Raw genomic sequence first — 22,549 nt, 5'->3', positions numbered from 1 at the left:
TGGCTACGGATTCAAGATATTTTCCTGTTGAATTAGGAGTGTGCATGCAAAGGCTTGGTGAAATTTTGATCGCCGCTGGGATTGTAGCGATTCCGCTCTTGCTGTTTTCGATTGTGGCGATCGCCCTGATCGCGGAGCGCACCGTTTTCTGGTATCGCATTAACCGTCGCCAGGAAAAGGTGGTCAAAGAAGCTCTGACACTGTATCGAGAAGATCCTGCACTAACCGTAACCAAGCTAGAGCGGAATGTGGATCTGCCAATAGCTCGAATTTTTCTGGAAGCGCTATCGCTGGAAGATGCAGAACCCGATGAACTGGCACTGGCGATCGACGGGGCGACTCAAGCAGAAATTCCGATTCTGAAGCGGTTTAACAATGTGTTTGATACAATTGTCACCCTTTCGCCCCTCCTGGGCTTACTGGGAACCGTTTTGGGATTGATCCAATCGTTTTCTGCCCTAAATTTGGGCACTATGGCAAACGAAAATGCCTCCCAAGTCACTAGCGGGATCAGTGAAGCCCTGATCTCAACTGCGTTCGGTTTGATTGTGGCAGTAGGGACGCTGTTTTTTGCAAACACGTTTCGGGGGTTTTATCTGCGGCAACTGGCAATGATTCAAGAACACTCGGCGGAGTTGGAATTACTGCATCGCCGCCGTCATAGATAAATCAGGGAGGTTTCCTATGCGACGACGCGCGATCGATGAACCGGAAGTTGCGCCCCAGATCAACATCGTGCCGATGATTGACGTGATCTTTGCCATCCTCACGTTCTTCATCATGTCTACCCTCTTTCTGGGGCGGTTTGAAGGGTTGACCGTCAACCTGCCCAAAGCCCAATCCGCTAAACCCCAACAGACCATCCGAGCCACCGTCACCCTCGACAAACAGGGCAACCTCTACCTGAATAAGGCACCCACGCAGGTCGAGGTTTTGTCCACTGCCGTTCGCCAGCTAAACGAACCGGGTAAAGACCTGATCGTAGTTCTGAATGCGGATGGCTCCGTCACCCACGATCGCGTTGTTGCCGTCATGGATCAAATTCGCCAGGTAGAAGGGGCAAAGATGGCGATTGCTACGCAACGTCGATGACGAACGCAACGAAACGCCAGTGAGGGGTGAGCAAGGTCAGCGATCAGTAGGCATGTTCGGTTATTGGTCATTGGTCATTAGTCATTGGGATTTACAAGTAACAAAGGACCAGTGACAAAGGACAAATGACCTTAGTCATTGGGATTTACAAATAACAAAGAACCAGTGACAAAGGACGAATGACCAACAAAATCCCATACCCCTTACCACTCCTCTTCCCCACCTCTCAACTTTGTAACTTTCAACTCTCAACTTTCACCTCCCAACTTCCCCATGAACAGTTCAGAATCTGTTAATCGACAGCGGCAAAAAGAAGGGAAAGCGCTGAAAATTTTCCTGGTTTCCAGTCTAATCGGTTCGCTGGCATTCCATGCGACTGCTATGACATTCAAGGTTGGACGCCTTTCGGACCTACTGCCCACAGATCAGGAAGAAGAAATTGAACTGATTGTGGAGGAAGTGCCACCAGAGGAACCTGTGCCGGAGGAAGTTGCCGAAGTGGAGCCACCTCCTGAGCCAGAGGACGTGCCAGAGGAGGTTGCCTTTGCCCCGGAGATAGCTCCCCCCCCACCTTTATCCCCCGAAAGTCAGGCTCCTCAGCCCGTAGGAGAAGATGCCCCTAGCGACAACCCCAATCCTCCCACGAATGAAGCGGTTCAACCGATGACGGGGGACACTGCCACTGAAAAATTCCAGGTGGGTGGAGGTCCGATCTTCAAACCCTTTGGGACAGGGAGCGGGTTTGGCAATGCCAGTCGTCCTACCGGGTTTAATCCTGCCGGTAAACCGGATGGCGATCCCAAGGGTAAGCCGGGAGGAACCGCGGTAAGGACTGCTCCCCCAGCAAAACCTGCTAAACCTGCTAAACCCAGGGAACCTGTGTGCTTGAGTTGCCCGAAGCCTAAATACCAGGGATCAGAAGCAAGTCCACGGGTGGATATGGAGGTTCAGGCTGATGGCAGCGTCAAAGTAAGACTGCGAAAATCTAGCGGAAACCCCGACTTAGATCGGGAAACTCTGGAAACAATGGGCAAGTGGCGATTTGATCCACAAACGGTGCCTGAGGAAGGGGTGCGGAAACGGGTGCGGGTCACCTATGAGGAAGACGGCTCAAGTTTTCAGCGACAGAACGAAGAACGGCGACGGCAGGAAGCCAGACAACGACAACAGGAAGAACGACAGCAACGGGCAGAGGAAGAACGGCGACAGGCAGAAGAACGCAAGCGTGCGCCTGCGGCGGCGGTGGATGCCCCTGCAAAACCATCCCCTTCTGCTGCCCCTGCTCCTTCCGATTCCCCTGCTCCTTCCGATTCCCCTGCGGCTCCCCCGGCGGCGGCGGAAAGACCAGCGCCACCCCCTCCAGAACCTGCCCCTGCTCCAGTTATAGAAGCGGCTCCCCCGATTGAGGTGCCGCCAGCACCCGCAACTGCGGTCCCAGAGTTTTTCAGCCCACCGGAGCCGGAGCCTGCGCCAGTAGAACCACCCCCTGCACCAGTAGAAGCACCTGCGGGTAATTAAGGAATTTTCCATCCATGACAGCCCAACTTTCCAGGTTACAGGCCCATTTACAAGCGGGCGATCGCGTCCTGTCCACGGTTCTTTTGCTAATGGCAGGATTGTTGCTGACGATCACGGTTTCCCTTTGCCAGGGAGCGGTGTCGTTGAGCCTGGGGGAAGTGTGGCAGGCAGTTCAACACCAGGGAATCCCCCTGCACCAGACGATTATCTGGGAGCTACGGCTTCCCCGGATTCTGGCGGCACTGGTGGTGGGAGCCGCCCTGGGCATGTCAGGGGCACTGCTACAGGGGATGTTACGCAACGGACTGGCAGATCCGTTTGTGCTGGGGATTTCAGCCGGAGCGGGACTGGTGGCGATCGCCCTGATTATCCTGAACGTGCTGCAAGCCTGGATACCATTGGGAGCCTGGATGGGGGCGCTCCTGACGGCTTCCATTGTTTACGGTCTCGGCTTTTCTGGGGGAGGCGTTGCGGTTGAACGGTTGGTTCTGGCAGGGGTGGCAGTCAGTTCCCTGTTTGGTGCGATTCAAACGACGCTGCTGCTAATGGCAGATGATGGACGCATTCAAGCCGCCCTCAACTGGTTAATTGGTAGCTTAAATGGTCGGGGCTGGTCGGAGGTGACAATGGCGGGTCCCTATGTTGGGGCAGCTCTGATCGCTGGCTGTCTGCTGGCACGAAACTTGAATCTGCTGGCACTGGGAGATGACCTGGCAGTGGGGTTAGGCACCTCTTTGATGCGATCGCGGCTGTTGATTGGGGCGATCGCCAGTCTACTCGCCGCCAGTGCCGTCAGTATGGCAGGGTTGATTGGCTTTGTGGGACTGGTCGTTCCCCACGGGGTACGGCTCCTGGTCGGTTCTGATTATCGCTGGGTGCTGCCCCTCTCAGCCATTGGTGGAGCCTGGGTGTTGACCTTCGCCGATTTACTTTCCCGCCTGGGGGCGATCGAACTTCCTGTAGGAGCCGTAACCGCCTTACTGGGTTCCCCTCTGTTCATCTGGCTGCTCTATCGAAGAGGCAGGAGGGTGGTGGCATGAGAAAGAAAACAGGAGATAGGAGTCAGGAGTCAGGAGCCAGAATCAGCAAAGAGATCTGCGGAAGCAGAGACCCCCTACCAACCATCCCCCATTCCCCACTCCCTACTCCCCGCTCTCCACTCACAATCTCTCTGGCGGCTACACTGATTCGTCGGTGATTCGAGACATTTATCTGGAACTGCATCCGGGGGAATGGCTCAGCCTGGTGGGTGCAAATGGTTCTGGTAAATCCACGCTCTTGCGCTTGCTGAGTCGAATTTTGCCGCCCCACTGAGGAAAGGTTTTGTTGGATGGCAAAGTGATTCATCACCAGTCGGCTGCGTGGGTTGCTCGCAGGCTGGCGATTCTGCCCCAACAGCAAACAGTGCCCGTCGGGTTGACCGTGCGCCAACTGGTGGGACTGGGACGCACGCCCCATCAACCCTGGTGGCAATGGGAGTTAAATCGTGACGATCGCCAGAAAGTCGAGTTGGCGATTGCCCACACGCGCCTCAACTCCCTAAGCGATCGCCCCATTGAGCACCTCTCCGGTGGTGAACGTCAACGGGCATTTCTGGCACTGGCACTGGCACAAGATCCCCAGGTACTGTTGCTGGACGAACCTACCGCCTTTCTCGACCTGCGTTACCAGTTGGAATTGCTGGAACTTCTGAAGGAACTGAATCAGGAGCGCAATCTAACCATCATCACTGTACTGCACGACATGAATCTGGCAATCCGATACAGCGATCGCATCGCCATGCTGAAACAGGGATCCATTACGGCGATCGGTGCTCCAGAAGAAGTGATTACCCCAGCCAACCTTGCCGATGTTTTCGGTGTCGAAGCCACCCTGCTACAAACCCCGATCGGTCTGCAAATCTGCCCTCTGGCATCAGCCGTGCATCATGCCCACAGTCGGGATGGACCGGGGGAGGGGAAAGTTGAGAGTTGAAAATTGAGAGTTCCGAGTTTTGAGTTTTGAGTTGAAAGTTAAAGGAGGGAATCGGTACTGTCAGGCTTAGACCTCCAGGCTTAGACCTCGGAGGTTTTCAAAAACCTCCGAGGTCTGAAAAACATCAAAGGTGGACTCCCCTCTCTAACAACCAACACCCCCTCTCCCCTCCCTCCTCACTTCTTACAAAAAAAGGGCAAGCGCTAACTCGCCCTGGTCATTATCAACGCCTAACAGTATGAAACTTAATCGAGCTTTGATCAACAGTGTTCTGTTGACTCTGGTGGCTGCGCCGATCGCGATCGCGGTTCCGCCTGCCCAACAGGACGATGTCATTTCCACTCCATCGGTTCCGCGCCTTTCTGAGATTCCCCGTCCCCATACCGATGCGATCTGGCTGACTCAGGAACCTGCCTCTCCTGAAATACCTGCCACTCGACCGGATGATCCCTTAGAGGACATTGAGGAAGAGGAAATAACCGTCACAGGAACCCGAACTCCCCGTCCGACGAGGCTATCCCCCGCTTCGATTACAGTGATTGATGACAAAGAGATTGATGAGTTCGTGATGCGAGATTTGCGGGATCTATTCCGCTATGAGCCGAATGTTTCCGTCGGCAACGATCGCCGCTACGGGTTGCAGGACATTAACATTCGGGGGTTGGGTGGCAACCGGGTGTTGATTTTGAACGATGGCATTCGGATTCCGCCTCAGTTTCAGTTTGGTACTCCTTCCCTGGGGCGCGACTATGTCGATATTGAATCGCTGCAACGGGTGGAAGTGATTCGGGGTCCGGCTTCTGCCCTTTACGGCAGTGATGCATTAGGCGGGGTTGTCAGCTTTAGGACGGTCGATCCATCCTACCTGTTGGAACGGTTCAATCGGCAGGATGCCATCACCAGCCTATCCACCAATTTTGAGAGCAGCGATCGCAGTTGGGTCACCAGTGGGATCACTGCCTTCCGCGTCGGAGCGCTTGAAGCACTGGTGGGTTACACCCGTCGGGATGGTTACGAGTCCCGCCTGCCCAGGGACAACGAATTTGTCGATTCCCGCTACAACGCCCGTAGTAACTGGTTGGGTAAACTGGTCTATCGTCTCAGCGAAACCAGTAACCTTGCCCTGACTACCGAATTCTTCCGCAACGAAGATGACTTCTCCGTTGCTCGTCTCACGGTGCAAAATTTAGTTGGACCCGCCGGGTTTCGAGGACAGGATGAGACTTTGGAAGCGAAAACCCAGCGCGATCGCGTCAGTTTCTCCTACACCTTCGACGATCCCAACAGTCCTGGCTTTCTCGGTGCTGCCCGCGTCCAGTTTTACTACCAGGATGCCAGGGTCAGCGAACTGCGTACCCAGGACTTTGTCAGGCTTGGAGCCGGTGCCGATCGCCGCCGCTTCCGCACTCTAGAAAACACCTTCCTGGATCGAGTGATTGGGGGTGACCTGCAACTGCAAAGCATATTCACGATTGGTAATGTTTTCAATCGCCTCACCTACGGCATCGACATTTCCAGTACTCGCAACGAACGGGTGCGGGATGGACTGGAAACTCGTTTCAATGCCCTCGGCGTTCCAATCTTGAGAACCAATGTCGTTGGTGCAGACAATTTCCCCGTCAAAGACTTCCCTGACTCTGACACCTTTCGTTTGGGAATTTACCTGCAAGACGAAATGGAATTTGGTCAGACCTTTAGCCTGATTCCCGGTCTGCGGTTCGATACTTACAGACTCAATACCCGTCCCGATGTCGTCTACTTCCGCAATCCGGGAGCCAGCGCCGCCGATTTTAAGGACTCAGCCGTATCTCCCAACATTGGCTTTGTCTGGCAGATACAGCCAGAACTGGCACTGACGGGCCGCTATGCCCGTGGCTTCCGCGCTCCCCTCTTCAGCGAAATCAACGCCGGATTCACCAACCTTACCAGCCCCGGTTTTCGCTACAAAACCCTTTCCAACCCCGATCTCGAAGCCGAAACCAGCGACACCTTTGAACTGGGTCTGCGCGGACGATTTAGTCAATTCAACTTCAGTGTTACAGGTTTCTATAACAACTATGACAACTTCATCGAAACCTTTGCCCCCGCAGGCATTGACTTTGCCCTCGTCCCCGGATTTCCCGTTAACCTGTTTCAAACCCAGAACATTGCCAAAGCACGCACCTATGGTTTTGAACTAACGGGCGAATATCGTTTCAGCCCGACTCCCCACGGATTCAGTTTCATTGCTGCCCTCGGTTTAACCAGAGGTGACGACCTCACGGCAAACCAGCCTTTGGAAAGCGTTGATCCCTTCAAAGCCGTTTTGGGATTCCGCTATCGCGCCCCGGAAAATCGCTGGGGCACCGACCTGATTGCCACCTTTGCCAGTAGCCCCCGTCTGCGCGGCGATCGCCCCGCAGGTTCCTACACCCCCACTGGCTACACCGTCGTTGACCTGGTCGGCTACTACAACATCACTCCCCTGTTGACCTTCAACATAGGGCTGTTCAACCTGCTCAACAACCAGTACTTCCTCTACTCCGATGTTCGTCCCCTGATCGAATCCCCCACCCCTGTCGATATCGGTCGCTACGCCCAACCGGGTCTTAGCCTGCGAGCCGGACTGACCTGGAGATTTTGAACAGTTGTTGGTTGTTAGTTGTTGGTTGTTAGAGGTCTGTGAGGTGTTCAGACCTCCGAGGTTTTCAAAACCTCGGAGGTCTAAGCCCAGTTCAACTTTCAACTTTCCCCTCTCAACTTTCCCCTCCCCCCTCCCCATGCACAAACTCACCATCTCCCTCCTCCTCTCCCTCCTCCTGGTTGGCTGCAACACCGCTACAGTGCAACAGCCTTCTACTTCCAATGCTTCTCCTACAGCAAATCAAACCGTTCCCACCCAGGCTTCTAAAGTAGTCGCGTTGACATCCCTCTCAGCCGACATCATTCATCGACTGGATCGTTCAAAACTGGTTGGTATTTCTGGCAGTCGCTTGCTGGCTAAAAATCCTGAATTTACCAAACTACCGCGAGTCAGTGAGGGACAGACCCCACCTAACCTGGAAAAAATTGTGGCGTTGAAACCCGATCTGGTTGTAGGAGCCACCGGGTTCCACGATCAGATTCTGGAAAAGCTGAAAGGGATGGGAATTCGGACGCTGGCAACCCAGGTAAATAGCTGGCGATCGCTGGAAGACCTGACCCGCACCCTGGCGGCTGAAATTGACGCAGATCCAGAACCATTGCTCAAGTCCTATCAATCCTTTTTGAATTCCACCTCTAACCAGAATGCATCTACTCTGGTTCTGGTCAGCAATCAACCCATCCTTGCACCCAATAAAACCAGTTGGGCAGGGGATCTGTTAACGCAATTTCAAGTCAATAATTTGATAGCCGATTTGCAGGGACAAAGCCCGATGCGGGGGTATGTTACCCTTTCCCCTGAGAAAGTTTTGGAAGCCGATCCAGAGATTCTGATTCTGGTCGATCCGGGGGATGGAACCGTTGAAAAGCTCAAGTCTGCCCCGTTTTGGAACAAACTGAAAGCGGTTGGTAGCGATCGCGTCTATGTCTTTGACTATTACGGTTTAGTGAACCCTGGCAGCATTGATGCCGTAGAAAAAGCCTGCCAACAGCTAAAACAGGTTTTTGCCACTAAACCCTCCTGACCAGCAAAGGCTTGGATCAAACGGCTGAAATGATAGCCCTTTACCTTTTAGAATCCCACTGGCATCAAGGATTGGGACTAAAACCCAGCGCTAACTTCACATCAGGATAAAGTTCATTCCCTACTGCATTTTTTCAACTTCCGATCGCATCCGTTCCAGCGTCCGATGCATCTGTTCAAACATCTGCTGAGGCGTGACCCCAAACTGACCAAGCTGAGTTTTCAGTTGCTCAACCGTCATCTGAGCCATAAAGTCTTCAGATAGCTCAAACCGCTTCATAAAAATGCGGTAGCGATCCATAATGGCTTCCATTTGTTCGATAAAGAGCTTTTTGCCCTCGCGATCGAACTTGCCATAATCTTCACCCAGCTTCATGAGCGATTGGTAATCCTCAAATAGCTGCTTGGCTTCCTGCTGAATAATCTCGGAGTCAAAAAATCCCATTGCGCTCAAATCAAGTTGCTTATATCAACCCGGTTATAAACCTCACGAATTAGAAACCCGTAGCTTTTCCTGGAGATTTTTTCCAGTTCTCACTGGGATGAGGTTTAGAGGCTGCTTTTCAATGAATATAAGATCATTTTAATGCAAGCATCCGCTTCAGTTAAGTCGTGCCAGGTAGGGGTTTCACTACTCTCCCTTTTTTGCCCTAAAAAACCCAAACAGCCCGCCACGGTTGACGCTTTTAGAATTCTGTTGACGACCGTTTGTTTTACCATTCTGTTTGCCATCGTCCTCAGCCGTAATTGAAATGCCGACCTTAGGTGCATATTTACGGGCAAGTGGGTCGCGGGGATTCAGCTTTAATGCCTGATTCACGTAAGCTTTTGCCATACCAGGCAAGTTTTGGTGCCAGTACACCGCGCCCAGTAGGGCGTGATACTCGCTCTTATCTGCCTCAATCTTAATCGCATCCTTGAGTTCCTGGACGGCTTGCTTCCAGTTGTTTTTCTTAGCATATTCCTGTGCCCGTCTAAAATGGCGCTGGGCATAGTTTTCGGTCGCCGTTGGCGAATCGGTAACAGGTGGGGTGAATTGAATGGGTTTTGCTTCTGCCGCAGAAACTACCCCCGTGCGCTTTTCACGGATCAAAGTTTCACCCATTTTGAGCTGGGAGTAGACCAGATTCAACTCACTAATTTGTTGGGTAATGGTCTCAAACTGTCTGAGGGGAGTGTATTGGACTTCGGCAAGTTTAGAGATCGCCTGCTCATAGAAGACATCGACTTCACTCACCGGCATTTGCAACAGCTTACAAGCCAATTTGCCCTCAGGGGATAGGGGAGCTTCCCGAACCATTCGCCGGACCTTAAAGCGGATCAGAGCAGCGTTTTCTGCCCGTCCTTTTTCCTGCTTTAGCTTTTGGTAAGCGGGGTTGAGCAGACGAGCGAAGATGTCACCAGCTAGCGCTTTTTGAGCTTCATCAAGAGATGTCTGACTATCTGGGTGAAGAATCTTGGCAATGGTACGGTAACGGTTGAGAACGCGGCGATCGTCTGCCGCAATTGACACCCCCAACACTGCATAGGGATCGGAAAATCGGGTTAACCAGTCTGATGGGAGCGAACTTTGTGACATTGATCCGGTAGCTCTGGATTCTAAAACAAACCTGAAAGGTTAGATGAGGCAGGAATAGACTTACCGCTGGACGTGAGTGGTAACAGTTACCGATGAGCAGCCAAAAATTACAAGCTACCGCTGGATGGATACTCCTATCCTGAATTTGCTTTGAGCCTAGAAGCTTGATGGGTTTTTCTCTAAGCTTATCGAATGATAGGAGTCATAGATGTTGTTTTGACTGCACAACTCGCCCACTAGTTCCTGCTCACCCTATCTCTAATGTACTGCTTGCCCATCGGTTCAACAGGAAAGATCGGGCAAAACGTTATAGGGAATCAATATGATAGAGGAGAGGGGCGATGCAACCGAGGTAGAGTACTTTTTGGTCGAATCCAGTAGAATGGTTCAGGTTCAACTGCTTCTAGTCAGGGTTTGCGGATTTTTTGTGGAGTCAGACAGGCATGTTAAGTAAGCCTAAGAGTCGTAAGGTTGCTGCTCTTCTGGCATTTGCCAGTGCCGCCAATCCAATTCCTGTTTCTGGATTACACAAGTTTTATCTGGGGCAACCCGTGTGGGGTGTAGTTTACATGCTGCTTGCCTGGACTCAAATCCCCAAAATTGCGAGTGCGATTGAAGGGGTTTGGTACCTGGTACAAGATTCTGACGAGTTTGATCTGAACTTTAATGAAGGGAAAAGGGCTGAGATCCAGGCTACCTCTGATGTAGAGCCGGTTGACCCCAACCGCGTGAGCGCGATCGCAGATGCCGTGCGTCACCTCGACCAGCTTCGTGCCGATGGGCTGATTTCGGAGTACGAGTTTGAACAAAAACGTCGCCAACTACTGGATCGGATCGCATAACCCCAATGACATTTATGGATTGGATTTCTACTGCCCAGTCACGCTTAAAGGCGATCGCGCCTTACTCATCGGTTCGTGCTCAGATTCTGAACAACCCTTACTATCGGTTTCAAACCCTGGAAGAAGTTGAACTGGCTGTTAGCCTGGGAGTGACTATTGATGCAAATCAAGCCGGAGTCGATGATTGGCTACGGCTACCGGGCTTGTCGATCCACCAGGCACGGACCCTCACCGAACTGGCTCAGTCTGGTGTCCACTTTCACTGTCTGGAAGACTTGGCGGCAGCGCTGAGTGTGCCTGTCCAGCGGCTCAAACCGCTAGAACCGATTATCCAATTTTGCTATTACGACGGCAGCAGTGTCTACACGATTCAGCCAATCAACCCCAACACGGCAACCGTTGAGATGTTAGTCCGAATTCCCAGAGTAGACCTGTACCTGGCACGGGCGATCGTCGAGAACCGCATCCTGGGTCCCTACCGAAATCTGATTCACCTTCAGCGCCGACTTTCCCTCCCCGCTGATCTGACGGCTGAGTTGATGCACTATCTAAAGTTCTAACCGCTCGCCCCTTTACTTCTTCTCAATCAAACCCATCCGATTGAAGGGATAAAACCGCAGCCATGCCCGACCAATGATGTTGTCTTCAGGTAAAAACCCCCAAATATGGGAGTCATTGCTGTTGTTGCGATTGTCGCCCATCACAAAGTAGGAATCGGGGGGCACCTCGGCGGGTCCCCAGATGTAGTTGGGTGATTCGGCAACATAGGGTTCCTGGAGGGGTTGCTGATCCACATACACGATGCCATCTCGCACAAACACAGTCTGTCCTGGCTTGCCAATGATGCGCTTGATAAATGCTTGATCCTTGGCATAGCCCTGAATCTGAAGTTGAGGCGGCGGGTCAAAAACAACGATTTCACCCAATTCTGGTGGGCGAAATCGGTAGGAGACTTTTTCAACCACGAGGCGATCGCTAATCTCCAAAGTTGGCACCATTGAATCGGAAGGAATGTAGCGTGGTTCCGCCACAAATGCCCGAATCAAAAGTGCCAGAATCAGGGCAATAAAAAGAATCTGGGCATTTTCTAGCCAACTCTTCCAGGCAGGTGGAGGGGAGGGAGAAGAGATTTTTTGTTCAGGAGAGTTTTCTACAGTCATAGCCTCCATTGTCTCATGCTTCTTCTACCCCCTTTGCTAAAGTGGATGGGTGAATGGGGCTACCACAATCCTTCGATGGTCTGTCCCTCTACCGTTTGAACCGCCACACAGTTTTCAAATAGGATCTTATCCCCAACTTCAACAAATGCCTCATCCCCTTTGGAATTGAGGGTGACACTGCCATCGCTGTAACGTATCCCGGAGCCTGAAACGACCTGTGGCAGGACAAAGACTCTAGTGCCAAAGGTTGCCCGCACGGTGTTGTTGGTCAGGTAGTCTGCGATGAACCCTTTACCATCATCACATCGGTATCTGACACTGTTAATAACGCTTGGCTCTGCGGTATCTGCTGGAATAGGTTCCGGTGCATCTTGGCGGGCAGGTTCAGCGGTGGGCGTTGCTTCAGGAGCAGGTTCATCTTGCTGGGCAAGAGCGGAATAGGAGGTTCCTAAGCCCATTGAAAAGGCAAAGGCTACCAGAAGGGGGGCGATCGCTCGGTTCATACTCAAACTCCTCATATAGCAGGTGTCAGGTGTTAGCAGGTGGTAGGTGATAGGCGTATTGACCCAACCTGTTAGCTTGGTTTGTCATTTGTCCTCACCCTTATAGCTACCGCTATCACACCTCAAACGGACTGTTCTCTGAATTATCCATGAGAATAGCAAATTTGGTTAAACCCAGAGCACCTTAGCCCATAAACCTTACATTACCCTTAGGCAGGCAAAAGGCAAAAGATTAAAAGTTGTTAAATCAATTCTTGATAAAGTTCTTCCCATGTTTCTCAAACTACTGAATTCTTATCAACATTAATGTTGATAAGAATTCAGAAACGGTTGTGGGATAGCAGATAGAGCAGCAATTTTTTCGTTAACCAGTTTTGATCTCAAAAGTTCCGATTTAGAATCTAATAGCCATCTACTCAAGAGGCTGTTTAATTACATTAAAGTAGCTGTATTTTTGCTGTCCTCGGTGTTAGTTGGGGTTCTATTTGGCTGGTTGGCTGACTATTCATTCTCCTTTGGTCAGGCATTAGGCTATTTCTTTCGTGTTTCACGGGCACTGTTGCAGCAAAAATCAATGAGGATGGGGGGAATAACGCAACTTTATATTCGCGTCATTTTGGGAGTCAGAGACTTCTGCGATCGCACATTTCCCACGTTTCCAGGGTTAACCAGTCAACACAGCAGAATGGCTGGCTGGATCAGCAAACATAACCCAGAATTACACCATTTCCTGAGCGACCAATAACCAGTATTAACCCAGAGATTAACCTGGCTTAATTTAACCAGGGTATTTTTTTTGTGGATGCATTACAGGTATTTTCACGGTTATCGCTCTATACAACGCTAACTGAACGAGATCCTGAAAGATGCCACCACTCATCTAGCAGAAGTCATGGCAGATGTCACAGGCTGCTCGGTCGGAATGCTTTTGTGTTCCGATAGTTTGCTGTGGCAGTCAGCCGTTGAGTCTTGCCGTCAGGTTGTCTAGGGGATTATGGCTTCTGGATGGGCTGTCACGCACGTCATCGACCAGACACTTCTGCTTTTGATTGAATCCAATTCCAACACTGGCTGATCCTGGCATTTCCGCTGAACCTTGGAGAGAAGAGAAGTTCATGTCTAAGCTTTCCCGCAGACAATTGTTAGCGTTTTTTGGGTGTAGCGCTGCGGCTACCGTTTTAGCTCCTACCGTTGAAAGAAAACTGTTTGGCATTTCTACTGGTGTGGCTGAGGCAGCCCAACTGCCTTTTACGCCAGTCCGGTTGCCCCATCCCCTGTCAATTTATCGGGAACAAAGAAGTTTTTTGCCAACTGGCCTCGGTTCCGGGTCAATTTTGAACCCATCCAGTGATACCCGATTGGGGCAGTACACGGCATACGATGATGTGATTGTGCCGCCTGAGTATGAACGTTATGTGATTATTAGTTGGGGCGATCGCGTCTTCCCCAACCCGGACGAGTACTTTGGCTATAACTGCGACTACACCGGCTATGTGGGATCTCCTACGGATGGTTATCTGACAGTCAACCACGAGTATGTTAGTTACCCCATTTCCAAATGGTCACCGGGGACTCCTCCCGATCTGGTAGCAGGTAATTTTTCAGAGAGTGGTCCTTTAGTCATTCCTGGTTTCCCAACCTTTGCCAGCGCCCCCACCGCTGCCAACCGCCGGGCACTCTGGGGCGAATTCTTCTACAACCAGGGAATGTCAGTGATTCGGATTTCCCGGCGCGATCGGCGTTCCCGCTTTAGGGTGGTCACGGGTGATGCTAAGAACCGCCGGATTCATGGCTTGTCTGGTCTGGGGATCAACAGTCAGCGGAGTGATGGCTATCAGTCAGTCACAAGTTGGGGATCAAGAAGCTACCAGCAAGGGGACGACAATTACCTGATTGGGACTGGACCAACTGCCACTGAAGTATTCCCCCTCAGTTCCGATGGGCTGGGCAACAAGATTATTGGGACTGCCTACAACTGTTCCGGCGGTAACACTCCCTGGGGTACGGTACTATCCGCAGAAGAAAATTATCAGGGTAGTTCCCTGTTCTTTGTGGGTGTCACAGAGGCAGTCAAACCGGATGGGACTCAAATTTCCTACCTTGCAGATACTACTGGAGCGGAGTTTGGCTTGGTCGGCGAAAAATATGGTTACATGGTCGAAATTGATCCCACAAATCCCAACTTCCGCCCCCGGAAGCATTCCTGGCTGGGTCGTTACCGCCATGAAAACATTGCCATGCGGGTGCAAGCGGGCAAGAAACTGGTGGCATATTTGGGCGATGACCGCCGGGGTGGACATACCTGGAAATTTGTCAGCAGTGGTACGGTTTCCAATCCGAAGGCAAAGTCCAACAGTCGCCTGTTTGAGAATGGGATTCTCTATGTGGCGAAATTCAACCCCGCCAGTGATCCTACCCGTCCCAATCAAGGCACTGGGCAGTGGATTCCATTGCTGTTGAACACTCCTACTAATCCGAATGTGCCATCCCAAATCGCTTCCACGGCGATCGCGGCTGGGCTGACCGGATCTCTGGCACTCGGTCGAGTCGTGCTTCCCCGCCGGAATGGACTTGCCGGACAAACTGTGGATGGCGGTTTCTTCAACTGCGAAACCACCAACGAAGCCACCGCTCTGCCCGGTTACCGCAATAAAACCCTGGCAGACTTCTACACCTCCCAGGGAGCCGTGCTTTGCGATGCTTATCCGGCAGCGAACCTGGTGGGCGGCACGCCCTCTGCCCGTCCAGAGGATATTGAAATCAATCCGCGCAACCCCAGGGAAGTGATCATTGCCTACACCGATGGCGCTCCGGGGAGTGATGGCTATCCCGATTCGCGGGTGTTTGTGGTTGGCAAGTATACGGCTGCTATCAACGATACGCAGCAGTCGGGTGGACTGTATAAGATCATCGAAGATAGTGCCGATAGCGCGGGCACGACCTTCCGCTGGCAGCGGTTCTCGCAGGCAGGGGAAGACGGGTCTGAGGATGGCAATGGCTTTGCCAACGTAGACAACCTGGCGTTCGACAACCGGAACAATATCTGGGCAGTCACCGATATGTCTACGAACCTGCACAACGGGTTTAACGTTGGTGCTGCCGGGACTCCCACAAACCTGAACCATGCCGCTATTGGTGATGTGTCTACCCTGGTTGGGGTATTTGGCAACAATTGGCTGTTCTATATCCCTACCACAGGACGGATGGCAGGAGCCGTGGTTCCCTTTGCCTACGGACCACCACGGTGCGAAATGACAGGTCCAACCTTCATTGCAGATACGCTAATTCTGGCTGTGCAACATCCCAGTGAAGATGCGCCCTTTAGCCCTGACCAAACCCTGAGCCGATCCATTCCCATGCTCAATCTGGATGGTTCTCTGTTTAGCCAGGAACGCTCTGTGCCACGGGGTAGCCATTGGCCCAGCAACATTCAGGGCAACCCCAGTGGACCACCGAAACCGGCGGTGATTGGGATCCGTAGTAAGCGTCCTAGTGGGCAGTTTGTTTAAATTGGTTGGTGGTTAGTGGTTGATGGTTAGGGTATTGCCCTGACAATTCTTAATTGCCCAACACGGACTAATACCAGCACTGCTAACGATCGCCCATCACCTCAAGTGTCACCCCTATGCAGGAAACCTCACAGCCTGCTGGGGGTGTTTTTTTTATCAACAAACTCACGAGATCTGGGCGGTTTCCCAATGATGATGAATATCTGGTGGTATATTGCAAAAGCTATTGAGGCGATTTAGCAAAGCATTATAGTGAAGGTAAGCATCGTCCCGTTCATCTTGAAGGTGGGCATACAGCGTCAGTTCCGGCTCTGGGGCTAGATGATGCTTCAGAACATCTAAGCCTGTTTCGGTTAGGTGCGTTGCCGCGATCGCAACTAGCAATGCTCCAACAGTTCAATTGCAACGCTCGCCAGAAATTTGTCCAGAATCGTAGATAGTTCTAATCACAAAATAGATGTTCTGTAAGCGTTCTGCTGCAACAAGGCTAATATTTTGATCCTGCCGATCTGCTCTGGCGCGTAGCAGTGCTTCCAATTTCAATACTAAAGACAGATTAGGTAGTATTAATTTCTAAACAAGAATTACAGTACGATCGCCCCTCACCACAATTTCAATGGAACGACTGCCTTTCCCATCCCTTTCCATCAAACCCCTCTATTGCTTGTCTGCTGGCTTGCTGTTAAGTGCTGCGATCGCCCATCAAGTTCAAGCCCATGAAGTAAAAGTAGTCGGCGATGTCGCTGGCACCTGGCACATTGAACCCAACCACAACCCCAAAGTAGGAGTGCCAGCCAGAACGTGGATTGCACTGACCCGGAGAGGCGGAACAATCCTGCCTCTGGATCAGGCAACCTGCCAACTAGCCGTCTATGCCCGCCCGCGCAAACCCAATGCCAAACCTGTTTTGGTGCCCACCCTGAAAGCGGTTTCCGCAGAGCGATATCAGGGCATTCCGGGAGCCGATATTACCTTTCCTGCTGTTGGGCTGTATCAACTGGAACTCAACTGTACCCCTAAAAAAACTGGCAACTTCAAGCCATTTCAAATGCGGCATGATGTCACAGTGACACGGTAAGGATCACCCATCCGGGTTATGCCACTTCATCTGTTTGGTTAGTACTTCCGAACGAAGTACAATCCCTGCTCTGCACCGTAAGGTCTAGATAGTAGAGTTCGGCATGAATTTATGATGACAATGAAAAATTGGAAAGTGGGGCAACGAGTTGTGTGCGATCGCCAGAACAAACAATTAACAGAATGCTTCGTGCGATCGATTGATGCCGACAGTGTTGTCATCTTCTGTCCTACCCATAACACGGTCATCTGTGGACAGGGAAGTAATCTAGAGCGCCTGGGCTGGAAAGCAGTGGATGAACAGGACGAGGTTGCTTAGGAGAGTTCCTGCCAAACAAAATACCTGTCGGGACAGGTTTAGCAGTACCACAATGGCTGCCCAACGAGATTTTGGCAAACCCTGCCCCGCCCCAACACTAAAGCTCCTTTCTATGGGGTGAATGCTTCATTTTGCAGCATCCAGCCATTAACGGTTGGATGCTGCAAAACCAGGTTGCAAACCGTTCAGATTACTCAATTAGATCTCTGCGACTGCCCGCTCAATCAGACGACGGGCGAGGGTTTGTGTCCCGGTATGGGAGTAGTATTTGACGGTGATATCCAGGAAGGCACCCAGGTAATCAAGCTTATCTTTGGACACATCAACGAACTTCATCAGGTTGTCCACCACTTTTTCCTGGGTCAACCCTTTAGAGGAGACAAAACCACCCATCCAGCCTTTGACCGAGTCAAAGCTTTGGTTGATAAAACTCAACTTACTGGCAGAGTCCCCACCCGGAATCAATTCATTAACGCCTTTAAACGTTTGATTCTGCTCCAGTTCCGCAGGGCTAAGGGCACCCATCGTAGACAGGGCTTTTTCAATGAAAGAGGGACCAAGCGGAATCAGCCCGTCAAAGCAAACCAGGGCAGCCATCCGCATCAGCGATTCCCCACTGTAATCTCCCAGAGATGCCAGAAAGTCACCAATACTGTCGCCAGGAATGCCATTGATCTGACAAAACGCCACCAACTCCGTCACCAATTTGACCGTGAGGTCAATACTTTGAGCTTTTTCAGGTTTGGGGGTTAGTTTATCCAGAAAGCCGAGAAAGGAAATGCCTTCACCAACTTTATTCGCCGCCGCGGCATAACCCAAAGCGGTTGAAGCGCTGTCAACGGTCTGGTAAAGCCACAGGGCACGTTGATAGCCCTGAGACTTGTCGTTATAGAGGTAAACAGCCCGATCGCCAATTTGCTGGATCAAACTCTCATCCGTTTCGCCTGTCACCGTTTTGATGGTGTTCTTAAAGCCAACCAGGTTTTGCCACTGTCCAGGAATAGCGAAGTCCAGCGATCGCAATGCCATCACGGTTAAACCGCTCGTTGGCAATTCATCCACCAATTCGTAAATGGGTTTGCTCATATGATTTTTGGAGGGGTTAGTTTAGTGGGGAGGGGGAGGGGGAGTTGAGAGTTTTGAGTTAAGAGTTTTGAATTGAAGTTAAGAGTTAGGGATATTTATCCTTCATCCTTCATCCTCAACTCCACCCTGTATCCTAATTACTTCAGTTGCGCCAGTCCGTTGAGGTCAAACTTTTGAATCCATGTCTTGCGGTCTGCTGGAGTGAAGGAGGGATCGCGGGAAAGGACTTTGACCTGGAAGCGATCGCCCACCAACAAAGCAGTTTGGGTGTTGCCAACTTCCATAGAGGGATAGTTCGCAATTCGGGTGGTGCTGTTTTGAAACTTCTTAGCCGCGGTTGGCAGGCTAACGGTGTCAGAAATAGCCAACATTGCCAGGTCTTTACCATCCTTCTTCAACTTCGCTTCTGCAAATCCTTTCTTCTCCTGAGTAAAGACCCGTTCATAGCCATTCCCCGATTTTGGGAAAAATTTATTAAAGCTGCTGCCCTGCTCGGCATCCTTTGCGACCGCAGGTTGTGCCCCTTTCTGGGTACTCTCTTGTTGAGCTTGAGAGAACTGAGAAGGGGTTTCGGGGGCACATCCGATAACCAGCAGCAACACAGATAACAGCATCGGCGCGAGAACTTTGCGCCAGTTAAAGGAAGTCATCGGAGTCTCCTGAAGTGTGCGTGGCTTACAACGTTTTTCTAACCCTATCAGATTATCTCGCTCTCGTAAGTTAAGTAATGGACATACCCCACCACCCATCTATTCTCCAGGGCGATCGCCATTTCCTTTTTTCATACCAATCAGGGGTCCCCGCCTGCGAAAGAAAACGTAGTAAAACACGGCTGCCTGAATTACAAACAGAAAAAATTCGACTCGGGCATCGGGGGTGACTTCGCGGGTCAGGATAGCAGGGGCATTCAGAGCCGAAACCTTATCTCTAACCAGGATTGCCAAGAAGAAGTTGTTAGCTGCATGACAACCGATCGCCAGTTCCAGGGAGTTATCTTTCAGGGTGACGATCGCCAGAAATACCCCAAAGGCAATATAGGTGAAAGCAAGCCAGACCGGACTATTGGTGGTTGTCACTTCTGGATTGCCCATGTGCAATGCCCCAAAAATCAGACTGGAAATGCCAATCAGTAACCATCGGCTGCGAACCACCAGACTCAAGCTCTGAAGCATATATCCCCGAAACAGCAATTCTTCTGCCGTGGTTTGAATCGGGGTAAAAATCAATGCCAGGGGCAAAAACAGTAGCCATTTCTGCCAATCAACGGTAAGGGCAAAATGGGAGGGGGCAATCCTCACTTCGATCAAATAGGTGACGGCAATCAGAAGGAACCAAACACCCCCTCCCAGGGCAATCCGCTGGCGACTAACCCTTGCATCGGGGCGAATCAAAGACCGAAACGGGCGCTGGTGAATGCCCGTCACCACCAGGTATAACCCCAGCGCCAAAAAACAGAAAGACAGACTCAACACCACATACTGTAGAATCTGGTCTTCCCCCGTCGGAACGGCAAGAATATCATCGGTTAACTGATCTGCCGCCAACCAGATTAACAAGGGAGTGCTGCCCAGAATCAGCCAGAAGAAAATAATCAGCAGAAAGCCAAGTAAGTAACGCCACCAGGCATTTTTACCTCGCCGAACCGCATTGAGATATCGTGCACTCACAGTCCGCTTTCACCCGCAGGGATTAGTGAAATCCAACACCTCGTAGGATGGGCAAAGCCTAACCTGCCCATCTGCTTTCAGTAAAACCCCAACACTTTGTAGAATAAGCAAACTCTGACGTGCCTACCGGCTTCTAGAACGGTCAAACCGATGGCCACGGTGTCATCCCTTTGCCCATCCTACATGGCTAGGATGGTTTTCTGCGATAGACTTCCTCACTTCAATGGCGGCGATTAAGGGGTCACTGGCGCAGTTGGAACCACAATACCGTCCGTTGGTGTAGAGTTGGGGATTTCATAGAATGGGGCGGGATCGGCAGGAGCAGGGGAAGGAGCAGGGGAAGGCGGGTCGATGGGGGGTATCGAATTGACGGGTGCTACTGGAGGATTCGTAGAGGTTGGATCGGGATAGGAAGGTTCAGGGGACGTTCCAGGGGTCGCAGCGACGACGTAGGGGGAGGGAATGACCGGCATTTGCCCAGCGTTGACCAGAGCTTGATAGACAAATGCGGCTACGTCAGCGCGGGTAGCTGTGCGAGTTGGGTTGAGTTGCTGCACACGGGGATAGTTGACCACTACTTTTTTCTCAGTGGCGGCAGCGATCGCCCCAGTCGCCCAGTCTGGGATTTGCCCTGCATCCTGGTAGTAAGACAGCACATCACTGCCGATATTGCTGTAATTCAACCCACTGGATAGGGCAACCAACACTTCTACTCTGGGAATGTTCTGATTGGGCTTAAAAGTGTCATCGGGATAGCCCGACATAAACCCAACCGCGTAAGCCGTTTCAATCGCCTCCATTCCCCAGAAGTTGGATGCTACATCCGTAAACGTTACGCCCCCCCGCTCACGCTTTGGTGGCAGTGTGGCAAAGGCTTTGTTGACGATCGCCGCGAACTGGACTCGTGTGACCGGGTCATCGGGGCGAAAGGTGCCATCCTCCGAGAAACCACTGACAATTCCTTTAGCAGCCAGGGCATCAATGTAGTCCCGTGCCCAGTGGGATTGGGTATCTGCAAAGGCAGAGAGGGTAATGTCTGGCGGAACGGTGTTGTTTGTCAGGTAAACATGCCCCAGTTCTCTATTGTCCTGGGTGCGCTTGGTCAACCGCCAACCAGGGCTTAACTGAATCTTGGCAAACTGTCCGGCGGCGGGAAGTCCATTGGTTCTGCCAACTTCCAACAGCGCCGCATCCCGATTTCTCAGATTCGTGGCAATCAGCACCAGGTCATCTTCGCGTCGAACCACATTCAGGCTGTAAACCAGACCAAAATCCCGTTCTGCCATCCGCACAGAGTAGCCGTTGCTATCGGTGCTGCGTCCACAGATCCCCGTAAAGTCAAATTCCAGCAGCAGGGGATCAACCGTCACCGGGTTGGCTCCACTTTCACTCCAGCAGGGGCGGGCACTGGTAAGTTGCTCCAAAACAAGAAGCTGGTAAGCACCACCACTGCCATAGGGGGCGGCGATCGCCACAAAGCTATTTTGATCAACTTCCTTCTGCCCAAAAACTCTGGCGATCACAGCATTGGAAATCGCCATAGCCCCCAGGCAAGCAACTCCCAGAGCCACCACAAATTTAATTCCGTGGGATTTGATTCCCTGAGAATGGAGGAGCCTAGTCATATCCATCACCCCTGTCTGAGTTGAACAACTTTCTTTATTATGACGACCGGCAGGCTATGCCAGTGCCCGCAAAAATCCTACCCTACATGTCAGAAAATCCAACCAACATCCTCCTAAAGGTCAATGATTTTTGATTCGCGATTACTCAAGAAAAAAGAAATGGTTGAAGAGGAAGAGGGGAATCAAAGCCCTTTGCCCATCCTACTCAAAACTCAAAATTTACCGCCCACCCGATATCCACGATTTGCCAAGCCGCAGAAACTTTTTGGTTAAGAGTGGGCAGACTGGATGATTGAACAGTTTAACTGTACGAGTCATTCTAAGTTGCGATCGCTCCTCACACGGGAACCCAGCGATCGCTTTTTTGCTGACAATGGAGTAGTTTCTAAGCATTGCTATCAAGTATGGCGGAGTCAGGCGGGAAGTATGCAGAGTTTTCAACGGAAACCGGACATTGGCTATATTCCGACGGAACCGGAGGCAATCATCCCAGTACTAACCCTGGCAGACGTGAACCAATCAGACAGGCTGTATGACCTGGGCTGTGGAGATGGGCGGGTTTTGATTGCCGCTGCCCAGCAGTTTGGTACCCGTGGAGTGGGAATTGACATTGACCCGGAACGGGTGGAGACGGCACAAGCGAATGCCCAGAATGCCGGAGTCAGCCATCTGGTTGAGTTTCGTCAGCAAGATTTATTTGCAGCCGATTTTGGGGATGCGACGGTGGTTTTTCTCTACCTGCTGCCTCACCTCAACCTGCGGCTATTGCCATCATTGCTGCGGCAGTTGACCGCCGGTGCCCGGATTGTGTCGCGGGATTTTGACCTGGGGGACTGGAAACCCGATCGCACCCTGCACTTGCAAACCGAGGAGGAACCCACGTTTTACTGCTGGGTGGTGAAAGGGGCATCTTTTCGCTCAACCCCATAATCAATGGTGTAGCGGGGACGCA

General features: G+C 51.6%; 23 protein-coding genes and 1 pseudogene. 14 read left to right on the top strand and 10 right to left on the bottom strand.

The genetic code is table 11. From position 1 onward, the window contains the following. Positions 1 to 44 precede the first annotated feature (44 nt). The 7 genes and pseudogenes from AC1S52_RS13975 (at position 45) to AC1S52_RS13945 (ending at position 8,231) form a co-directional block, all read left to right on the top strand. Complete coding sequence (locus AC1S52_RS13975) at positions 45 to 668, top strand: MotA/TolQ/ExbB proton channel family protein (RefSeq protein ID WP_482029625.1); 624 nt, start codon at positions 45 to 47, stop codon at positions 666 to 668. A gap of 16 nt (positions 669 to 684) precedes the next feature. Further along, positions 685 to 1,092, top strand: coding sequence for an ExbD/TolR family protein (locus tag AC1S52_RS13970; protein ID WP_482029624.1), 408 nt, complete (start codon positions 685 to 687; stop codon positions 1,090 to 1,092). Positions 1,093 to 1,365: 273 nt separating this feature from the next. After that, positions 1,366 to 2,610, top strand: a complete 1,245-nt coding sequence (locus AC1S52_RS13965) for an energy transducer TonB family protein (protein WP_482029623.1) — start codon at positions 1,366 to 1,368, stop codon at positions 2,608 to 2,610. A 14-nt stretch (positions 2,611 to 2,624) separates the two neighbouring features. After that, positions 2,625 to 3,650 (top strand): FecCD family ABC transporter permease, encoded by a 1,026-nt coding sequence (locus tag AC1S52_RS13960; protein ID WP_482029622.1) that lies wholly within the window; start codon positions 2,625 to 2,627, stop codon positions 3,648 to 3,650. A gap of 154 nt (positions 3,651 to 3,804) precedes the next feature. Then, positions 3,805 to 4,584, top strand: a pseudogene (locus AC1S52_RS13955) (ABC transporter ATP-binding protein). A gap of 238 nt (positions 4,585 to 4,822) precedes the next feature. After that, positions 4,823 to 7,207: a TonB-dependent hemoglobin/transferrin/lactoferrin family receptor gene (locus AC1S52_RS13950; RefSeq protein WP_482029621.1), complete on the top strand. Its 2,385-nt coding sequence runs from the start codon at positions 4,823 to 4,825 to the stop codon at positions 7,205 to 7,207. Between the two features lie 136 nt (positions 7,208 to 7,343). After that, entirely contained in the window at positions 7,344 to 8,231 is an 888-nt protein-coding gene (locus AC1S52_RS13945; protein ID WP_482029620.1) for an ABC transporter substrate-binding protein, read from the top strand. Between the two features lie 120 nt (positions 8,232 to 8,351). Here AC1S52_RS13945 and AC1S52_RS13940 read toward each other — a convergent pair whose 3' ends face one another. Both AC1S52_RS13940 and AC1S52_RS13935 read right to left on the bottom strand, forming a co-directional pair. Continuing rightward, entirely contained in the window at positions 8,352 to 8,675 is a 324-nt protein-coding gene (locus tag AC1S52_RS13940) for a DUF1825 family protein (RefSeq protein WP_482029619.1), read from the bottom strand. A gap of 186 nt (positions 8,676 to 8,861) precedes the next feature. Continuing rightward, positions 8,862 to 9,809, bottom strand: a complete 948-nt coding sequence (locus AC1S52_RS13935) for a J domain-containing protein (RefSeq protein ID WP_482029618.1) — start codon at positions 9,807 to 9,809, stop codon at positions 8,862 to 8,864. Between the two features lie 443 nt (positions 9,810 to 10,252). Here AC1S52_RS13935 and AC1S52_RS13930 point away from each other — a divergent pair, with 443 nt between their 5' ends. After that, positions 10,253 to 10,651 (top strand): SHOCT domain-containing protein, encoded by a 399-nt coding sequence (locus tag AC1S52_RS13930; protein ID WP_482029617.1) that lies wholly within the window; start codon positions 10,253 to 10,255, stop codon positions 10,649 to 10,651. A gap of 5 nt (positions 10,652 to 10,656) precedes the next feature. After that, positions 10,657 to 11,211, top strand: a complete 555-nt coding sequence (locus AC1S52_RS13925) for a ComEA family DNA-binding protein (protein ID WP_482029616.1) — start codon at positions 10,657 to 10,659, stop codon at positions 11,209 to 11,211. A 12-nt stretch (positions 11,212 to 11,223) separates the two neighbouring features. Here the strand turns inward: AC1S52_RS13925 and lepB are convergent, their stop codons facing one another. Both lepB and AC1S52_RS13915 read right to left on the bottom strand, forming a co-directional pair. Continuing rightward, positions 11,224 to 11,811 (bottom strand): signal peptidase I, encoded by a 588-nt coding sequence (lepB, locus tag AC1S52_RS13920; protein WP_482029615.1) that lies wholly within the window; start codon positions 11,809 to 11,811, stop codon positions 11,224 to 11,226. Between the two features lie 59 nt (positions 11,812 to 11,870). After that, on the bottom strand, positions 11,871 to 12,314 hold the full coding sequence (locus AC1S52_RS13915) for an MliC family protein (protein ID WP_482029614.1): 444 nt from the start codon (positions 12,312 to 12,314) through the stop codon (positions 11,871 to 11,873). 466 nt (positions 12,315 to 12,780) lie between these two features. On the opposite strand from AC1S52_RS13915, the gene AC1S52_RS13910 reads away from it, so the two are divergent. Then, a complete protein-coding gene (locus AC1S52_RS13910) occupies positions 12,781 to 13,059 on the top strand; it encodes a hypothetical protein (protein ID WP_482029613.1) in 279 nt (92 codons plus the stop codon). A gap of 210 nt (positions 13,060 to 13,269) precedes the next feature. Here AC1S52_RS13910 and AC1S52_RS13905 read toward each other — a convergent pair whose 3' ends face one another. Beyond that, entirely contained in the window at positions 13,270 to 13,431 is a 162-nt protein-coding gene (locus AC1S52_RS13905; protein ID WP_482029612.1) for a hypothetical protein, read from the bottom strand. Between AC1S52_RS13905 and AC1S52_RS13900 the strand changes: the two genes are divergently transcribed. Beyond that, positions 13,430 to 15,823, top strand: coding sequence for a PhoX family protein (locus tag AC1S52_RS13900; protein ID WP_482029611.1), 2,394 nt, complete (start codon positions 13,430 to 13,432; stop codon positions 15,821 to 15,823). The genes AC1S52_RS13905 and AC1S52_RS13900 overlap by 2 nt on opposite strands. A 165-nt stretch (positions 15,824 to 15,988) precedes the next feature. Here AC1S52_RS13900 and AC1S52_RS13895 read toward each other — a convergent pair whose 3' ends face one another. After that, entirely contained in the window at positions 15,989 to 16,207 is a 219-nt protein-coding gene (locus tag AC1S52_RS13895) for a hypothetical protein (protein WP_482029610.1), read from the bottom strand. Positions 16,208 to 16,439: 232 nt separating this feature from the next. Between AC1S52_RS13895 and AC1S52_RS13890 the strand changes: the two genes are divergently transcribed. Beyond that, a complete protein-coding gene (locus tag AC1S52_RS13890) occupies positions 16,440 to 16,901 on the top strand; it encodes a hypothetical protein (RefSeq protein ID WP_482029609.1) in 462 nt (153 codons plus the stop codon). Between the two features lie 120 nt (positions 16,902 to 17,021). Then, positions 17,022 to 17,219, top strand: coding sequence for a hypothetical protein (locus tag AC1S52_RS13885; RefSeq protein ID WP_482029608.1), 198 nt, complete (start codon positions 17,022 to 17,024; stop codon positions 17,217 to 17,219). Between the two features lie 198 nt (positions 17,220 to 17,417). On the opposite strand, the gene AC1S52_RS13880 is transcribed toward AC1S52_RS13885, so the two are convergent. From AC1S52_RS13880 to AC1S52_RS13865, 4 genes are all read right to left on the bottom strand, one after another. Next, positions 17,418 to 18,305 (bottom strand): hypothetical protein, encoded by an 888-nt coding sequence (locus tag AC1S52_RS13880; protein ID WP_482029607.1) that lies wholly within the window; start codon positions 18,303 to 18,305, stop codon positions 17,418 to 17,420. A 137-nt stretch (positions 18,306 to 18,442) separates the two neighbouring features. Continuing rightward, positions 18,443 to 18,955 (bottom strand): hypothetical protein, encoded by a 513-nt coding sequence (locus AC1S52_RS13875; RefSeq protein WP_482029606.1) that lies wholly within the window; start codon positions 18,953 to 18,955, stop codon positions 18,443 to 18,445. 99 nt (positions 18,956 to 19,054) lie between these two features. After that, complete coding sequence (locus tag AC1S52_RS13870; RefSeq protein WP_482029605.1) at positions 19,055 to 19,972, bottom strand: CPBP family intramembrane glutamic endopeptidase; 918 nt, start codon at positions 19,970 to 19,972, stop codon at positions 19,055 to 19,057. A 233-nt stretch (positions 19,973 to 20,205) separates the two neighbouring features. Continuing rightward, positions 20,206 to 21,597: a DUF3747 domain-containing protein gene (locus AC1S52_RS13865; RefSeq protein WP_482029604.1), complete on the bottom strand. Its 1,392-nt coding sequence runs from the start codon at positions 21,595 to 21,597 to the stop codon at positions 20,206 to 20,208. Positions 21,598 to 21,885: 288 nt separating this feature from the next. Here AC1S52_RS13865 and AC1S52_RS13860 point away from each other — a divergent pair, with 288 nt between their 5' ends. Next, positions 21,886 to 22,527 (top strand): SAM-dependent methyltransferase, encoded by a 642-nt coding sequence (locus tag AC1S52_RS13860; protein WP_482029603.1) that lies wholly within the window; start codon positions 21,886 to 21,888, stop codon positions 22,525 to 22,527. Positions 22,528 to 22,549: the final 22 nt, after the last annotated feature.

It is taken from the genome of Kovacikia sp. CALU 1929 (genome assembly GCF_056784235.1).
This window is presented reverse-complemented; position numbering and strand designations above follow the sequence as displayed.

Excerpts from the sequence above, each read along its gene's own strand:
- AC1S52_RS13975 (WP_482029625.1), top strand. The coding sequence starts at position 45 with ATGCAAAGGCTTGGTGAAATTTTGATCGCCGCTGGGATTGTAGCGATT.
- AC1S52_RS13970 (WP_482029624.1), top strand. The coding sequence starts at position 685 with ATGCGACGACGCGCGATCGATGAACCGGAAGTTGCGCCCCAGATCAAC.
- AC1S52_RS13965 (WP_482029623.1), top strand. The coding sequence starts at position 1,366 with ATGAACAGTTCAGAATCTGTTAATCGACAGCGGCAAAAAGAAGGGAAA.
- AC1S52_RS13960 (WP_482029622.1), top strand. The coding sequence starts at position 2,625 with ATGACAGCCCAACTTTCCAGGTTACAGGCCCATTTACAAGCGGGCGAT.
- AC1S52_RS13950 (WP_482029621.1), top strand. The coding sequence starts at position 4,823 with ATGAAACTTAATCGAGCTTTGATCAACAGTGTTCTGTTGACTCTGGTG.
- AC1S52_RS13945 (WP_482029620.1), top strand. The coding sequence starts at position 7,344 with ATGCACAAACTCACCATCTCCCTCCTCCTCTCCCTCCTCCTGGTTGGC.
- AC1S52_RS13940 (WP_482029619.1), bottom strand. The coding sequence starts at position 8,675 with ATGGGATTTTTTGACTCCGAGATTATTCAGCAGGAAGCCAAGCAGCTA.
- AC1S52_RS13935 (WP_482029618.1), bottom strand. The coding sequence starts at position 9,809 with ATGTCACAAAGTTCGCTCCCATCAGACTGGTTAACCCGATTTTCCGAT.
- AC1S52_RS13930 (WP_482029617.1), top strand. The coding sequence starts at position 10,253 with ATGTTAAGTAAGCCTAAGAGTCGTAAGGTTGCTGCTCTTCTGGCATTT.
- AC1S52_RS13925 (WP_482029616.1), top strand. The coding sequence starts at position 10,657 with ATGACATTTATGGATTGGATTTCTACTGCCCAGTCACGCTTAAAGGCG.
- lepB (WP_482029615.1), bottom strand. The coding sequence starts at position 11,811 with ATGACTGTAGAAAACTCTCCTGAACAAAAAATCTCTTCTCCCTCCCCT.
- AC1S52_RS13915 (WP_482029614.1), bottom strand. The coding sequence starts at position 12,314 with ATGAACCGAGCGATCGCCCCCCTTCTGGTAGCCTTTGCCTTTTCAATG.
- AC1S52_RS13900 (WP_482029611.1), top strand. The coding sequence starts at position 13,430 with ATGTCTAAGCTTTCCCGCAGACAATTGTTAGCGTTTTTTGGGTGTAGC.
- AC1S52_RS13905 (WP_482029612.1), bottom strand. The coding sequence starts at position 13,431 with ATGAACTTCTCTTCTCTCCAAGGTTCAGCGGAAATGCCAGGATCAGCC.
- AC1S52_RS13890 (WP_482029609.1), top strand. The coding sequence starts at position 16,440 with ATGGAACGACTGCCTTTCCCATCCCTTTCCATCAAACCCCTCTATTGC.
- AC1S52_RS13885 (WP_482029608.1), top strand. The coding sequence starts at position 17,022 with ATGAAAAATTGGAAAGTGGGGCAACGAGTTGTGTGCGATCGCCAGAAC.
- AC1S52_RS13880 (WP_482029607.1), bottom strand. The coding sequence starts at position 18,305 with ATGAGCAAACCCATTTACGAATTGGTGGATGAATTGCCAACGAGCGGT.
- AC1S52_RS13875 (WP_482029606.1), bottom strand. The coding sequence starts at position 18,955 with ATGACTTCCTTTAACTGGCGCAAAGTTCTCGCGCCGATGCTGTTATCT.
- AC1S52_RS13865 (WP_482029604.1), bottom strand. The coding sequence starts at position 21,597 with ATGACTAGGCTCCTCCATTCTCAGGGAATCAAATCCCACGGAATTAAA.
- AC1S52_RS13860 (WP_482029603.1), top strand. The coding sequence starts at position 21,886 with ATGATTGAACAGTTTAACTGTACGAGTCATTCTAAGTTGCGATCGCTC.